The 15,890-nt window shown below is 36.6% G+C and carries 16 protein-coding genes; 8 read left to right on the top strand and 8 right to left on the bottom strand.

The annotated features are described in order from the left end of the window. The first annotated feature begins 550 nt into the window (after positions 1-550). On the top strand, positions 551-2,704 hold the full coding sequence (locus ACP6PM_RS01440; protein WP_426581192.1) for an EF-hand domain-containing protein: 2,154 nt from the start codon (positions 551-553) through the stop codon (positions 2,702-2,704). Between the two features lie 148 nt (positions 2,705-2,852). Here ACP6PM_RS01440 and ACP6PM_RS01445 read toward each other — a convergent pair whose 3' ends face one another. Then, positions 2,853-5,327 (bottom strand): ATP-dependent Clp protease ATP-binding subunit, encoded by a 2,475-nt coding sequence (locus ACP6PM_RS01445; protein ID WP_426581172.1) that lies wholly within the window; start codon positions 5,325-5,327, stop codon positions 2,853-2,855. A gap of 262 nt (positions 5,328-5,589) precedes the next feature. Here ACP6PM_RS01445 and ACP6PM_RS01450 point away from each other — a divergent pair, with 262 nt between their 5' ends. The 4 genes from ACP6PM_RS01450 to ACP6PM_RS01465 all read left to right on the top strand — a co-directional run bounded on the left by ACP6PM_RS01450 (position 5,590) and on the right by ACP6PM_RS01465 (position 8,952). Then, positions 5,590-5,751, top strand: a complete 162-nt coding sequence (locus tag ACP6PM_RS01450; protein WP_426581173.1) for a hypothetical protein — start codon at positions 5,590-5,592, stop codon at positions 5,749-5,751. 847 nt (positions 5,752-6,598) lie between these two features. After that, the gene (locus tag ACP6PM_RS01455; RefSeq protein WP_426581174.1) at positions 6,599-7,045 is read left to right on the top strand and encodes a DUF3598 family protein; all 447 of its coding nucleotides are present in this window, start codon (positions 6,599-6,601) and stop codon (positions 7,043-7,045) included. Between the two features lie 17 nt (positions 7,046-7,062). Then, positions 7,063-7,215: a hypothetical protein gene (locus ACP6PM_RS01460; protein WP_426581176.1), complete on the top strand. Its 153-nt coding sequence runs from the start codon at positions 7,063-7,065 to the stop codon at positions 7,213-7,215. 759 nt (positions 7,216-7,974) lie between these two features. Further along, complete coding sequence (locus ACP6PM_RS01465) at positions 7,975-8,952, top strand: quinone oxidoreductase family protein (protein WP_426581178.1); 978 nt, start codon at positions 7,975-7,977, stop codon at positions 8,950-8,952. Positions 8,953-9,081: 129 nt separating this feature from the next. On the opposite strand, the gene ACP6PM_RS01470 is transcribed toward ACP6PM_RS01465, so the two are convergent. Then, positions 9,082-9,540, bottom strand: coding sequence for a hypothetical protein (locus ACP6PM_RS01470; RefSeq protein WP_426581180.1), 459 nt, complete (start codon positions 9,538-9,540; stop codon positions 9,082-9,084). 204 nt (positions 9,541-9,744) lie between these two features. Here ACP6PM_RS01470 and ACP6PM_RS01475 point away from each other — a divergent pair, with 204 nt between their 5' ends. Then, entirely contained in the window at positions 9,745-10,182 is a 438-nt protein-coding gene (locus ACP6PM_RS01475; protein WP_426546430.1) for a RidA family protein, read from the top strand. Between the two features lies 1 nt (position 10,183). Here the strand turns inward: ACP6PM_RS01475 and ACP6PM_RS01480 are convergent, their stop codons facing one another. The 6 genes from ACP6PM_RS01480 to ACP6PM_RS01505 form a co-directional block, all read right to left on the bottom strand. Next, complete coding sequence (locus ACP6PM_RS01480) at positions 10,184-11,191, bottom strand: zinc-binding dehydrogenase (RefSeq protein WP_426546429.1); 1,008 nt, start codon at positions 11,189-11,191, stop codon at positions 10,184-10,186. Next, positions 11,191-11,355: a hypothetical protein gene (locus tag ACP6PM_RS01485; protein ID WP_426546428.1), complete on the bottom strand. Its 165-nt coding sequence runs from the start codon at positions 11,353-11,355 to the stop codon at positions 11,191-11,193. Before ACP6PM_RS01485 ends, ACP6PM_RS01480 begins: the two co-directional genes overlap by 1 nt. A gap of 309 nt (positions 11,356-11,664) precedes the next feature. Then, the gene (locus ACP6PM_RS01490; protein WP_426546427.1) at positions 11,665-12,438 is read right to left on the bottom strand and encodes a DUF4437 domain-containing protein; all 774 of its coding nucleotides are present in this window, start codon (positions 12,436-12,438) and stop codon (positions 11,665-11,667) included. 18 nt (positions 12,439-12,456) lie between these two features. After that, the gene (locus tag ACP6PM_RS01495; RefSeq protein WP_426581182.1) at positions 12,457-13,266 is read right to left on the bottom strand and encodes an alpha/beta fold hydrolase; all 810 of its coding nucleotides are present in this window, start codon (positions 13,264-13,266) and stop codon (positions 12,457-12,459) included. A gap of 65 nt (positions 13,267-13,331) precedes the next feature. After that, positions 13,332-13,787, bottom strand: a complete 456-nt coding sequence (locus ACP6PM_RS01500) for a DUF29 domain-containing protein (protein ID WP_426581184.1) — start codon at positions 13,785-13,787, stop codon at positions 13,332-13,334. Positions 13,788-13,990: 203 nt separating this feature from the next. Then, positions 13,991-14,809 (bottom strand): alpha/beta fold hydrolase, encoded by an 819-nt coding sequence (locus tag ACP6PM_RS01505; RefSeq protein ID WP_426581186.1) that lies wholly within the window; start codon positions 14,807-14,809, stop codon positions 13,991-13,993. Between the two features lie 270 nt (positions 14,810-15,079). Here ACP6PM_RS01505 and ACP6PM_RS01510 point away from each other — a divergent pair, with 270 nt between their 5' ends. After that, entirely contained in the window at positions 15,080-15,403 is a 324-nt protein-coding gene (locus tag ACP6PM_RS01510) for a CU044_2847 family protein (protein WP_426581188.1), read from the top strand. Beyond that, on the top strand, positions 15,396-15,830 hold the full coding sequence (locus tag ACP6PM_RS01515) for a trypsin-like peptidase domain-containing protein (RefSeq protein WP_426581190.1): 435 nt from the start codon (positions 15,396-15,398) through the stop codon (positions 15,828-15,830). The genes ACP6PM_RS01510 and ACP6PM_RS01515 overlap by 8 nt, the downstream gene beginning before the upstream one ends. Positions 15,831-15,890: the final 60 nt, after the last annotated feature.

A 15,890-nucleotide genomic window follows, 5' to 3' on the forward strand; every position in this document is an offset into this window, starting at 1 on the left:
TTCCCTATTCCCTATTCCCTATTCCCTGTTCCCTATTCCCTATTCCCTATTCCCTGTTAAGTGTTCATTGATTAGTGTCTAATTCCATAAATTATATAGCGTTTCTCAGGTCGTTGGAGGTACACCTATTTTTATTTCTTTTCTTATTCCCTGTTCCCTATTCCCTGTTCCCTATTCCCTGTTAAGTGTTCCCTGTTCCCTAAAACAAAGGAATTTTGTACCTCACCAGAATGGAAATTGCTATAGCAGTTTTCATGAATAGGACTTACGCAAAGTATCAAATAATATCATTTCCGGTTGAATAGTTATAATTAGAGCTTCGTAGTATGGCTTGAGCAATAATATCGATGCAATAACTCTGCTTAATATTCTTTAATATTCTTTAGTGTCTATAAAGTGTCTATAAGGTAAGATTGATATCAATTCCAGCCAATTAAAAATTGCTTTTAGGTTAAGTTGGATACAATATTTATTTCAGTATAGTAGTAGTAGTAAAGATATGGTTAAGTGCTAAAAAAAAATATTTTACTTGAGAAAAAAAAATTGAGTGATGCTAGGTAATATTTCTGAAACCAAAATCCATCGACTACGATGGGCACTTACCCTGGGTTGGTGCCTCCTAATTGTTTCACTATTCTACGATCCACTATCGAGTCAGCTAACAGAACCTTCCAATGCAGTGAGTCCGTTCAGACTCAATATAGAAAACTGCGTCCTGGTACAAGGAAAATGCCTTGAAGAGATACCCTATCCGATGGGAGCTTCTATTTTTTGGGGCATGATCGTGCCTTCTGGTGTTTTCATTTTGTTTGTGTTAGGACACGAATTTTGGCGACGAATTTGTCCCCTATCCTTTATTTCACAAATTCCTCGTGCCTTGGGATGGGAACGTAAACGCACCCGCGTCAATCCGACAACTGGGAAAGTCCGCAAGGAATTGGTCAAAGTCGCCAAAAATTCATGGCTAGCTCGGAATCATCTTTCCCTACAATTTGCCCTTTTCTTTCTAGGGTTGTGTAACCGCATTCTTTTCGTCAACTCCGATCGTTTGGCTTTAGGTTTGTTTTTAACATTCACCATTATTGCAGCACTAACGGTCGGTTTCCTCTATGGTGGTAAGTCTTGGTGTCAGTATATTTGTCCGATGGCTCCTGTACAAAAGATTTATGCACAACCAAGAGCACTACTCAACAGCACTGCTCACAAAGGCGATCGCCAACTCATTACCCAGTCCATGTGTCGCACGGTAAGTCCTGATGGTAAAGAGTTGAGTGCCTGCGTTGCTTGTCAAAGTCCTTGTATTGATATAGATGCCGAAAAGTCCTATTGGGATGAAATAGACAACCCGCAGCAGCAAATGCTCTATTACGGTTATGTTGGCATTACAATTGGGTATTTTTTCTATTACTATCTTTATGCGGGTGCCTGGGATTATTATTTATCGGGGGCTTGGGCTCACGAAGAAAACCAACTGGCGAATCTGCTCAAACCAGGGTTTTATTTCTTAGATCAAGCTGTAGACATCCCTAAAATTCTAGCAGTACCCATAACTCTTGGTCTATTTACCTTTGGCGCTATAGGCATTGGTAGTGCCTTGGAAAATATGTACAAAGCCTATCACCATCGCTATCACCAATGGAGTGACCCCTTAATCATTCGACATCGAATGTTTACTTTGTGTACGTTTTTCATTTTCAACTTCTTCTTTATTTTTGGAGGGCACAATTTTATTCAGTTGTTGCCATCACCCTTGCCTACTGTTTTTAGGGCTTTAATGGCAGTATTTAGTAGCTTGTGGCTTTATAGAACTTGGCGGCGCAGTCCCAGTCGTTATCAACGCGAAAGTCTTGCCAATCGATTACGAAAGCAGCTCAAAAAGTTGCATTTGGATTGTGCGAAGTTTTTGGAGGGGCGAACTATTGACGATCTTAGTGCGGATGAAGTCTATGTTCTCGCGAAAGTTCTGCCTGATTTTTCCCAAGAAAAACGTCTGCAAACTTACAAAGCGATGCTGCGAGATGCTATTGATGAGGGTTATGTAAACCCCGCTGATACTCTGGAAAGCTTCAAGCAAATGCGCCAAGAACTGGGTATTTCTGATGGAGATCATGATACCATCTTAACGGAACTAGGCCAACAATATCCCGAGCTGTTCGATCCTCGTAAGCCGCACAATAGAGAAAACTCTCTGCGGTTAGAGAGCTATCGAGAAACTCTCCTGGAAATTATCTTACATTCTGGGAAAACTCACCCAGATCGAAACTGGGTTGCTGACTTGATGAAAGCATTCTCGGAGGAAACATCCAATGAAGTGTTAGAAGACCTTTTGAAGAATTTATCCCCAGAAGATCGCAACCTAGTTCAAGAACTTCGCCAAGAATATAGCATTACTAAAGACGACGAAGCAGATGCTCTTAAACACACTGACTCCTATGAGTTGTGGAAGACGATCGCTGAAAGTATTGGTTTCGTAGAACACATTATTTCTGTAGAAGAAAAGGAACTCTACAGAGTTTTCCAATATATTGATACAGATAGGTCAGGATATATAAGTTTAGATGAGTTACAAACTTATATTCGTAGTATCGATACCGATATTAATGATGTTCAAATTGAGAATATGATGAAAGCTGCAGACACAAGTGGTGACGATCTAATCAGTTACGAGGAGTTTCAAGCAGTCTTTAAATCCTTGAAATCTTAGGCAATCTGAGACAAATAGTATTTAATTGTGTAAATCAATTTCCGAAATTGCTGTAAAATTATGTCAATAAAAATGTTGGGTTATGCCAATGCTTAACCCAACTCTTTATTTTGATAAATTCTACGTTGATTACAACCTTCTGTTGAGATTAATTATTGCTGTAAGCAAACTCAGGAAGTTGTTCGTTAGCAGTTACAGGTACAACCTTCACCTCGCCATTTTCATCTAAATCTACATAAACATTTTCCCCATCCTGAATTTGACCAGCTAATAACGCTTCTGCCAAAACATCCTCTAACAAACGCATAATAGCTCGACGTAGAGGTCTTGCTCCGTAACTAGGATCGAATCCTTCTTCTACTAAGCGTTCCTTAAACTTATCGCTGACTGTAAGAGTAATTTCGCGATCGCCTAAACGACTAAATACCTCCCGCAGCATAATTTCTGCAATCTCTTTCACCTCATCCTTATTCAACTGACGGAAGACAATAATTTCATCGAGACGGTTGAGAAATTCTGGGCGGAAATATTGTTTCAATTCCTCATTAACTAAGTTGCGGATACGATTATATTGAGCTTCTTCTTGATCCTCAGCAAACTCAAAACCTAAACCACCGCCACCTTTCTCAATGACTTTAGAACCGATATTGGAAGTCATAATGATTAAGGTATTCTTGAAATCTACTACTCGACCTTTAGAGTCAGTTAGACGACCATCCTCCAACACTTGCAGCATAATATTAAATACATCTGGATGAGCCTTTTCAATCTCATCAAACAATACTACAGTGTAGGGACGACGGCGTACAGCTTCTGTTAGTTGTCCACCTTCATCATAACCAACAAATCCTGGAGGGGAACCAACAAGTTTAGAAACAGTGTGACGTTCCATGTATTCCGACATATCCACCCGGATCATAGCTTCCTCAGAACCGAAGAAATAAGTAGCTAATGCTTTTGTCAGTTCTGTTTTACCAACACCAGTCGGACCGGAGAAAATAAAACTAGCAATAGGTCGCTTGGGGTTCTTTAAACCAACTCGAGCGCGACGTAACGCACGGGAAACAGCTTTAACAGCATCATCTTGCCCAATGAGACGTTGGTGCAGGGTATCTTCTATATGTAGCAGTTTCTCAGATTCTGATTCTGTCAACTTACTCACAGGAACTCCCGTCCAAGATGCCACAATATCAGCAATATCGTCTTCATTCACTACAGGAGAGTTACTGGTTTTTTGGTTTTCGTTGTCAATATTAGTCTGTTCAATCTCTGCTTGAATTTCTAGTTCGCGATCGCGCAGTTTACTTGCTTGTTCAAAATCTTGTTGACGAACAACTTCTTCCTTTTCCTTTGTCACCTTCAAGAGTTCACGTCTTAGTTCCTTCAACTGTGGTGAAACCATTGAATTTTTGACTCTGACACGGGAACCTGCTTCATCAATTAGATCGATAGCTTTATCTGGTAAGAAGCGATCGCTAATATACCGATCCGATAATTCAGCTGCTGCTGTCAGAGCTTCATCAGAAATAGTCAACCTATGATGTTGTTCATAAGCAGAGCGCACCCCATAGAGGATTTCAATAGTTTGCTCTACACTAGGTTCGCCAACTTTCACTGGTTGGAAACGACGTTCAAGAGCAGCATCCCGTTCAATATGCTTGCGATATTCATCTAGGGTAGTCGCCCCAATACATTGTAACTCACCCCTTGCTAAAGCAGGTTTAAGAATATTAGCAGCATCCATACTACCTTCAATAGCACCAGCACCTACAACAGTGTGAATTTCATCAATGACCAAAATAATATTACCATTGGCACGGACTTCATCCATTATTTTTTTCAACCGTTCCTCAAATTCTCCTCTGAACCTAGTACCAGCGATCAGAGAACCAATATTTAGACTAACCACCTGTTTATTTTCCAGGATATCAGGAACATCTTGATTAACGATTCGTTGAGCTAACCCCTCAGCCAGAGCTGTTTTTCCTACTCCAGGTTCACCAATAAGAACAGGATTATTTTTTGTTCTACGACCTAAGACTTGAATCATCCGTTCAATTTCAACTTGTCGGCCTACTATTGGATCGATTTTACCCTCTGCTGCTAACTTTGTTAAATCTGTACCAAATTCTTCTAGAGTAACGGCTTTCTTACCATTGGGGTTAGACCCTCCGGAAGACACTGCAGCAACTTCTCCGAGAGAGCGAATTACTTGAGTCCGAACTTTGCCTCTGTCAACTCCCAAGTTGTCCAAAACTTTAGCAGCTACTCCTTCAGAATCTTGTAGTAATCCGAGTAGCAAATGTTCTGTGCCAATATAGTTATGGTCTAATTTCCTCGCTTCTTCTAGAGAAATTTCTAACATCCTTTTTACCCTAGGAGTAAAAGGAATTTCTGCTGGAGTGAACCCAGAACCACGGCCAATTATTTTTTCTACTTCGTTCCGAGCATCTTTGAGATTTACACCATGTTCCTTGAGAACTTTAGATGCAATACCTGTACCTTCACCAATTAAACCCAGGAGAATTTGCTCTGTGCCCACAAAGTTATGTCCTAAGCGACGGGCCTCTTCCTGAGCTAACATGATTACCTTGATTGATTGTTCTGTAAAACGTTCAAACATTCTTACTTCCTCTTATTATTTGTTTATAGTCACAGGGGAGATTTCTCCCTTATCGTAATGTTTTTCACTAATTACTGACCATTCAGTGGCCATAAACAGGAACAAATGTAAATTTTTATTTACTTATCGTAACTTAAATGTAGCGTTGTGAAAGTAAAAGTGCCTAGTGAGGAGAGCCGTAACCGAGAATATAAGTAATTTCTATATAATAACTTGTTGTAAAAAATTTGAACAGGAGACCTTTTTGCCAGACAAAGCAAAAATGTCTGATATTTACTGTATTTTAATTTACTATTTTCTGGGAAAAGTTGCAAGGCTTTCTGGAGTATTTGCCACAATTGATAGGTTATACCATTTAGAAAAAATATTGTTACAAATATTATCGGTTATGAAGCAGGAAGACCAAAGTTGGAAGCAGAAATAAATATGGAAAAAAAGCTAAATACATAGATATATGTAGCTGCTCCCATTCTAGAAGCATATTCTAGAGAGAAATTGATAGGTTTCCTTTTTGTAGCATTATTTGATTGAAATCGTACGATTGGTTCTAAGAGGTTGAGTAATTTTTTTTAGGAGCTAAGTCCTTAGTAGTAGCGCGTCTAAACTAAAATTCTGGGTTAAAAAAACCTAACCCCGAACGCCACAACTATCCCCCCTGCCTCCCTTTGAAAGCTATGCTTTATAAACATCTTTCTTAACATAAAACTTAGACATTAGAAATCTGGTGAAAAATATATAGACTTTTTGTCAAGGTAGGGAACAGGGAACACTTAACTGGGAACAGGGAAGAGATTTGCAGTAAAAATGCACATAAAATGATTTTGTCAGGAAATTTTACAACTTTAGCTTATAGTAAATAAATGGCAAGTTTATTTTCTGGAGATGTCTATTAGAAAAAGGTTATATTTTTTACCATTCAATGGATATTTCGGAAGAGTAAACGTATTTAATTAGAGGCTAAACTCTTTCCACCTTCCCATCTCCCCATCCCCCCATCTCCCTATCAGAAAAGAATTTTAGGAGTTCCTTATAAGGGATAGCTTTGAAAGGGGGGGGAATTTTTCTCCTCTCTCCTTGGAGGAGAGGGGTTGGGGGAGAAGTCTGAAGGTTTTACCTACATTTTTAAGCCAGACGTGCTAGATAGATGTAGAAGAAAATTAGGTAGAACATCAGCAGTTTACAATTACCCTAACCCACTACTTAAACATCATCCCTAAATTGCTATATAATAATTTCAATTTTATCCACTGTTTGAATCAGGAGCAGTTATTATGTCTAATATCCGAGAAGAAATGCCAGTATTAGTCCGCCATGAAGGAGATTGGAAAGGAACATATACAATAGTAGATAATGAGGGAAATATTATTGATAAACATACTTCCCATTTAACTTGTCAATTTCCAGAAAATGCAGAATATCCATATTTTCAAACTAATCGTTATGAGTGGGCGGATGGTAAAAAAGAAGAATATCAATTTCCAGGAATATATCGGGATAAAAAGATTTGGTTTGATACAGAAAGATTGGATGGTTATGCTTGGGAAATAGATAATTCAACAATTATTTTGTGGATTACTTATAAAGGAATGGCAGATTTTTATATCTATGAAATGATTAATATTAGTCCTGATAATAATCATCGCGCCAGAACTTGGCATTGGTTTCAGAACGATAAAATTGTCAAAAGAACAATTATTAAAGAAGAAAGAGTTAGTTAAATAAAAAAACGAATATTTTGTGGATTACTTATAAAGGAATGGCAGATTTTTATATCTATGAAATGATTAATATTAGTCCTGATAATAATCATCGCGCCAGAACTTGGCATTGGTTTCAGAACGATAAAATTATCAAAAGAACAATTATTAAAGAAGAAAGAATTAGTTAAATAAAAAAACGAAATTTGCCTAGCTAGGAAAATAAGAGTTTAATCATTTTTTTGGTTATTAACCAACTTAAATTATCTGGAATATTATGTGCCCCCTCCAGGGAAGCTACACTTTCAGAAAAAAATTTATAATTCTGCTCGTAGTTGCGCTTTAGTGCCTCAGTATATCTAGTCTCTAGTTGCAAAAATTAGTAATATTATTTTTGAGTTGACTTCCTTTGAATTTAGGCAAATTTAGGCTTTTTTCATTCGTCTAATAAATATATTAACTTATACAAGTAGACACTAGGTGCGCTAAAGCGCAACTACAAACAAAGAGTTTTTTGATAGCTAATTATTCAAACATAATATTAATAAGTAGATAGAGCCGAATAAATAAGTAGGTAGGTGAAAAAATTTACAAGTACGTCCGCAGCGACTGAAGCGGAGCGGAACTCCGTTCCAGTCGTAATTAAAAACTGCAATTTATATTAAATCCGGTTGTAAAATTACTCCAAATAGAAACCAGGTTTCTTGGGGGTAAAATTATTCCTACTATATCTTCAGGAGAAACCCGGTTTCTTAACAAGCAGTAACTAATTACCCAGACTTAATATTAATTATAGCTAGTGTCTAGTTGCAAAAATTAGTAATATTATTTTTGAGTTGACTTCCTTTGAATTTGAGCAAATTTAGGATTTTTTCATTCGTCTAATAAATATATTAACTTATACAATTAGACACTAGTTACTTAAAACAGTTTAAAATAACATACGAAAAATGAAGGCAATTCGCATACATGAATACTCAGGTATCTCTGGTATTCAAGTAGTAGAAGAAAAAGAAATTTTAGCACCTACTTCCGATGAAGTTAGACTGGTTGTAAAAGCTGCCGGAATTAATAACTCAGACCTGCAAATGACCTACGGAAAATATAAAAGACCAGACGACGGCGCATTGCCTCAAATTCTTGGTCAAGAAGCAGCAGGTGTGGTTGATGCTGTGGGGGAAAAGGTGGAGGAGTTTTCACCAGGAATGCGGGTAGTGGGTCACGTTCGAGGAGCTTTTACAGAAATGGCGATCGCTCCTGCTACAGAATTATTAGCTATTCCGGACGATATATCGTTTGAGGTGGCAGCTAGTTTACCTATTAACTATTTGACAGCTATTGTAGCTCTCATCCATCGGGCAAAAGTTCGGATAGGAGAATGGGTGCTAGTCCATCCTGGTAGTGGTGGTGTGGGGACTGCAGCAGTACAATTAGCTAAGTTATTGGGAGCAAAGGTTATTGCTACTGCTGGTAATGCAGCTAAGGTGGAATATCTGATAAAATTGGGTGCTGACTATGGGATTAACTATAGCAGTCAAAATCTAGTTTCTGAAGTAGGCAAGATTACGGAAAATCTAGGGGTACAGGTGGCACTTGATGGGGGTGGTAAGGTGACATTTGCTGACTGTTTAGGAGCGATCGCTAATAATGGTCGTATTGCTTGCTATGGTACGACGACTGGTTTGGATGCGGCCTTGCCAATGGGAAAATTACTAGGGCGCAATATTGCAGTTTATGGTATTGCTCTTTGGTATAACAGTTATTATCAGGCAAGTTGGCAAACTCTTAAAGATGTAATTATGCCAGCATTTGTACAGGGAAAATTACAGTCAACTATTGAGCAAGTAGTCGGTCTGGAGGGAGTATCAGCAGCGTTGACGAGAATAGAGCAGCGTAGTTTGATGGGAAAAATTGTTGTGGTTCCTTAAAATTAACGGTGTTTGTCAAGGAAATATAAATAAGGAGATAGGAAACACTTAACTGGGAACAGGGAATAGGGACTAAGGAATCAAGACAACTATTTGTTACCCCGTTAGTTTTTCAGTTCTACATCTTGATCATTTTGCTAAGTGCTCATCTTGTTGGTAGTTTTCAGGTTTGAGATGAAGACGAAATTGACTTAACAAACTATAGACTAAAGGAGATAAAAGAATCCCCATCGCTATAACAAAAACCAAACCACTAAAGAGTGCATAGAGAGAAGCAAATACTTTTGCGCTAGTAGTTGAGAGGGGACTAATTGGTCCCATACCACTAAGAATCATCGAAGCTTCTACTAGAGAATCTATCCAACTCAAACCCGCTGCCCAATGATAGCCGATAATGCCCATCATAAGTCCTAGAGAGATAAAAACAGCAGACATACCCAGATAACCAAGAAACTTCCACAGAAAGAGGAAAATTGACCTGGTTCGCTCTGATGAAGTCCAAGTTTTCGGTTCTTGAATAAGACTTAAACTAGAGGAACGGATGAGAAATATTATAATTACTAAAATTAATAGTCCATATACAAGCATATTTCTAAAATCCACTTCACGATTATCTTATATATAGGGCTAAAACTAGAGAAACTACTGTAAGCGTGCAAACCAATTTTGTCATCCTTTTATGATAGAGTTCTTAAATTTTTGCCTGAAGATAACTATTTCTGGGGCTAAAACCGGACTCAAAACAAAAACTTGATTATAATTAATTATCTGAACAGTTAAAGGATTTTATCAATGCCAAAACGTGAAGTAATTATTCCCCAAGGAATGGAAATTATATATGAAAAATATCACTATTGTCCTGGAGTTAAAATAGGAAATACATTATATATTTCAGGACAGGTGGGAAGGGATGAAAATTTACAGGTTGTGCAAGGGGTAGAAGAACAATTTATCCAGGCGTTTGAGAATGTTAAAAAAGTTTTGGTGGCTGCTGGAGGTACTTTTGATAATGTTGTAGAAATGGTAACTTATTATGTGACTGGTGCTAATGTAGGGGAATTTTCAGAGTCTCAACAACCGTTTACTATTCCCCATTTAGCATTATTTATGAAGGTAAAAGATCGTTATTTTACTAAAGAATTTCCCACTTGGACTGGAGTAGGAATTACTTCTTTGTCTACTCCAGGATTAATTGTTGAGATTAAGTGTACCGCAGTTGTTGATGATTAGTCTATAATTTCACAATTACTTTACCTTTATTTTTCCCACTAAGTTGATATTCAACAGCTTCGACAATAGAATCTAATCCTCTAAATTCTGTAGGATCGATCGCTACTTTAAGTTGTTTAGTTTGAAACAAATTAAAGAGGCGATCGCAAGCTTCTGTTTGATATTCTCGATAACAAGGCATAAGAAATGCTCTAACTGAGGCAGCTTTCCAAAAGAGTTTATGATAAATTCGAGGTTGATTAATTTGTTCTAAATTATCGCTATATTCGGAGATAAAACCAACTACAACTAAACGCCCCCTCATAGCTAAATTATCAACGCAAGTATCAAACATTTTTCCTCCAACACATTCAAATACTAAATTAATACCTTGGAGGTATTCTTGTTTGAGAACTTGATTAACATTTTCCTGACGATAATTAATAACTCTATCGCAACCTAATTGTTGTAATAATTCTACCTTTTTTGGAGAACCACAGGTACCAATAACATGATTTCCTGCTAGTTTAGCTAATTGTACGGCAATATGTCCTGTTCCTCCAGCAGCAGCAGTGACTAAAACTACTTCTTGACTCGTCATTTCTCCTACTTGTTCTAAAGCTACTAAAGCGGATACTCCCGTAGGCATTAATGTAACAATTTCTGGGGAAACTTCCGGAACTTTAATTACCTCATCTAAACTAACAGTTTGATACTCTCGATATGCCCCTCCTTTAGTAAAAGTTAAAACCCCATCTCCAATCTGAAATTGTTTAATATTATCTCCAATAGCTACCACATTTCCTACTACTTCTACACCCATATCAATCGGTAGTTTTGGATTAAAATAGGGAATTTTTCCTTGAGATAATAAAGTATCAAATCCGGCATTAATCCCTGCGAATTTATTTTTAATTAGAATTTCGTTGCCTTGAGGTTGTTGTAGTTCAGTTTCTACAATTTCCACAGCAGAACGAAAATCAGAGTTAAGGTTTTTAATAACAAGCTTGCGATAAGTTTTCGGTATCATTACCTTAGAAAGTCTTTAACAGCTTCAGCAACTTTTTCAGGAATTTGATTCATCATACAAATAGTTCCTTCTGGAAATTCTACCACTTTAGCGTGGGGAATTGCTTGAGAAAGAAAATTATGGTCTTCCATTTTTGCCAACCCTAATCTTTCAAATTCCTGCATATCATCTATTCCAAAAATAATTAGAGTTTGACATTTAATTTGCTTAAATTTTTATTCTACTTCTAAACAATAATTTACTACTGCCCAAACAGCATATAAAGGATCATCAAAACATTTTAGATCGTCTTTTATAATTCTTGTTTTACCTCCAGAGCAACATCATAATTAGAATGATATCCCTGGACTAAGATTAAAGCCATCTTGAGCAAATTCTACGAGAAATGCTTAATTATTTTCCAGAATTTCAGCCAGTGATTAAAGCAACTTTCATAGGTTTAAAATAGTTAAATTTTAAGTTCAGAGATTAGTTTATTTATTCCAATCCCAAGGATAATATTGCTGTAATGGGGGTTCCCAAGCATGGTAAGAAAGATGAGGATTTCCTCCTCTGACAAAGGCAAAATATCCAGTTTCTGTATAAGCTGGTGCGTGTGAAATCAATGGAGGACGCCAAAAATAGCAACCTGGAGTCATGTGACCTGCTTGTGTAGTTAGACTACCTTGAAGAACAAATTCCTCTTCAGGAATAGGATGATATTCTGCAAAAGGTTCCAAAAACTGCGGTAAACACCCCAAAAGCCAAGTGCTTCTTCCTCCCTGTAATCCTTTGCGTAAAGTTTTTCTCATAGCTCCTGGAGGAAACCCAGGAGTGATAGTAGCAGACCAAGGAATAAGTTGTGAACTGTAGGAGGGAATATATAATTCTCTTTTTGCTCCTGGTAAATCATCTAATGATTGTGTAAAGCAGACCTGACGTTCAGGCATCCACAAAGCTTTAGTGTCTTTTTTAACGCTCCATTTCTCAATACAAACACCTTCTGGAATAAACCCATAAGTATACGGTCCGAGCCGAAGTTGTCCAATTTGGATTTCTCCACTAAGAACAAATATTTCCACATCACAGTTGAAATAACCCGAACTCATATGCCAATCTTGGGTCCATTCAACTAATTCGGTAGACCCACCAGTTTCATAATCAAAACTTAAAATTCGTGTCAGTCCATCTTCTAGAAAACCATCTACGAACCATTTTTTCTCGTTGACATCTGAAGATTGAATAAATTCAATATGATCTCTTGCCATAATATTTTTTCCTTGCACTTATTTATCTAGAAATTTTATTATTATCTCGGATATTTCTTTAAACATTTGATTCATCATACAAATGTTACCTTCTTCCAGTTCAACTACCTCAGTATTAGGAATTAATTGAGTAGCTATCAATCTATCTTCTGCCTTTGCTAAACCTAAATTTTCAAATTGTTTGACATCTTCAAGTCCCCATAAAAGTAAGGTAGGACATTGAATCAAACTCAAGCTTTCTTTAAAATTTAAACAGTAATTTGCTACAGCATAAACAGCATACATTGGATAACCAAAACATTTTAAATCGTCCAATACCCAACGGTGATTTAATTCAGGAGTTCCTACATAGTTAGAACGAGCTAACCACCTTGCTATTAGGTGAGAACCATCTTCCTGAATTTGATAACCTTTGGAATATATTTCTAAGAGCTTTTTCTTTCCTTGTTCGCCGAAATTAGGAAAATTACATAATATCAATTTATTAAGTCGCTCAGAATAAGCAGATGCAACTTCTCCAGCAACAAAAGCTCCTGTATGATTACCTAGAATACTTGCTTTTTTGATATTTAATGTATCTAGAAGTTGGATAACATTTTTGGCATAGTCTTCAATTGAGTACATTCTTGGAGGTTTGTCAGAATCACCAAAACCCAAAAAGTCCATAGCAATTACTTGTTTTTTTTGAGCTAAAATACTCATTAATTCTTTATATTCATCACTACTTCTTGGTTGTTGATGCAGCAAAATTAGTGGTTCACCTTCTCCTCCTATTCGATAATGTATTTGCCCGTCTTCTGTATCTAAAAATGCTCTCTTTATTTTCATAATATTTAATTTCTCCTCATCTATTTTTTCTCTAAAAAATAAACAATAACTAATGGTAATCATTGTCAATTTTCTGGTACTCTTTGCATTAAATCTGCAAAACTATAAGGACATTTATCGGGAAGCTCTAACTTATATTCACTTAAGACTAATCTTTTGGCTCTTTCGTATTCCTTATCTATATCTACCTTGTTTAAAAGAGTTTTAGTTAGTCTTCTTTCAATTTCATCTTGAAAGTTGTTAATTTCAGTTTGACAGTGGTTTCGACGATAAATATCGGAGTAATAGTCTAGTTTAAGCTTGTGTTCAATTAACCTTTTTACAAAACTACTGACGGCATGAATTTGTTCTTTTCCCAAGTCTTCTATCTCTTCTTTTAAGTTATTCCAATCAAGAGCTTTTATATCACGATCATTTAATGCTTGAGTTTGTTTAATAGTCCACTCCACAAAGTCAGTTTCATAGAGATTAGTCATTTTAGTTGTCTCATAGGTTTGTGTCATTTTGTCAATAGAATTCATCAGTTAAACTCCTCATAGATTACTTTTTTCTTTAACTAGCTGTCAGCTAAAAATTCAAAGGTAACAGTCCTCCATTATATATATTTAAAAAAGCAAGTGGTATGTGTTAATAGATGTTTTAATCCCCCATTATACACCTTTAGAAGCTGATAGCTATTAACACAGTTCCTCCGCAGGAGGCTAGCTGAATGCTGAGTGCTAATTCAATTATTATCTAAAAAATCAACAACAACTGTAGATATTTCTTCAGCTATTTGGTTAATCATCCAGAGATTTCCCCCTTCAATTTCAACAGCTTGACTATGAGGAATTGCTTCAGATAACCAACCTTGATTTTCTACCTTTACTAAGTCATATTTGTCTAAAGGTTCTAAGGCTTTAGTACCATTACAAACTAAGGTCGGACATTGAATAAGTTTAAACCTTTCTGGAGCAGAAAGACAATATTTACCCAGTGCAATCCCAGGATATATAGTTCCTCCAAAAGCTTTTAAATCATCCAAAACACAACGGTGATTTAATTCTCCTTTTCCCACATAATTAATCCTCGCCAACCATCTTTCCATCAGATGGGAACCATCTTCTTTAATCGTAAATCCTTGAGTATATCTTTGAGTAATTTTTTCAGCTTCTTCTGCATCAAAACCATGAGTATTACAAAGGATTAATTTATCTACGCGATCGCTATAAAATACAGCTACTTCTCCAGCAATATAACCCCCTGTTAAATTACCCAAAATACTACATTTTTGAATCCCCAATTCATCTAATAATAAAATGACAGTTTTAGCATAGTCAGCTATAGAATATTCCCTAGGAGGTTTATCGGAATCTCCTAACCCCATTAAGTCCATAGCAATAAGACGATATTTAGGATCTAAAATTGCCATTAACTCTTTAAATTCGTCGCTACTTCGAGGAGTCATGGGAAGTAAAACCAGAGGTTCTCCTTCTCCTCCAATGCGGTAAAAAATTTGTCCGTCTTCTGTATCTAAAAAAGCTTTTTTAATCGGTTGATTCATTTTTGTTTAAGTTCAGTCATTTTAAGAAGCCATAACAATTTTAGTGGCTAAAATTTTTTGGTTACTGCTTCAGTCTATTTAATAGATAACTGGAATATAATATAGCAGTTTTCACCCTGGCGAGGCACATCAACGATTCCCCTAAATCCCCCTTTTTAAGAGGGACTTTTAGTTCCACCCTTGAAAAAGGAGGGTTAGGGGGGAGCTCCAGTAGTGTGCCTCACGCTTACTGAGAAATGCTATAGCAATTAAATTTACCAATAATTATATATGGCCACCAGATTAATTGAATTAGAAGACGGAATTTTAGTTGAAGCGGAAGTCCCAGAGAATGAAGCCCAGCCTATTTCTACTAATGTTATAAAAGAAGTTAAATCTAGTTTTGCTAAAGTTAAACCTATATTAATTAGTATTAGTCGCCCTATTGCTGAAGCTTGGCAAGAAATTAATAAAGATATGGAAATTCAACAAGCTGAGGTGGAAGTGGGTTTTAATTTTGAGGGGGAAGGTAATCTATATATTACTAAAGCAAAGGCTGGTACGAATTTAAAAGTTAAGTTAGTTCTGAAACCTAAAAAGTTAGATAATGAGTAACTTAGAAGAATCTATTGTTTTAATTACCAGTGCTAGTGACAACTCTCGCAAAGCAGATGTTATTGGTACTGGATTTGCTTTTTATCAAGAGAATAATTATACTTATTTCCTAACCTGTGCTCATGTTGTTGAGGATGTGGGTGGTGAGGAAAATGTATTGGTAAATAATATTCGGGCAAAAGTTTTAGCAATAGGAGATGTCAAGGGTTTTGATTTAGCAGTTTTGAGAGTTGAAAAGCTGAATGTTCCACTTTTGCAGCTAATAAGTTTATCTGAAGCCAAAAATCGAATGTTTCGGACAGCAGGTCATTATCTCTATGGCGAGGAGAAAAAAATCTTGCTGGAAACTGTTGATGGAACTTTGGGGAAAAAGCGTTTTGCTCGTCAAAATGATGAGAAGGTGGCAGCTTGGAAGTTGTTAATATAAACAAAGCTTGAGTTCCTTCACGAGTGTAGTGATAATCTTCCTTGGCATCTTGACCTGGTT

Source organism: Dapis brunnea BLCC-M229, assembly GCF_050015995.1.
GTDB lineage: Bacteria > Cyanobacteriota > Cyanobacteriia > Cyanobacteriales > Microcoleaceae > Trichodesmium.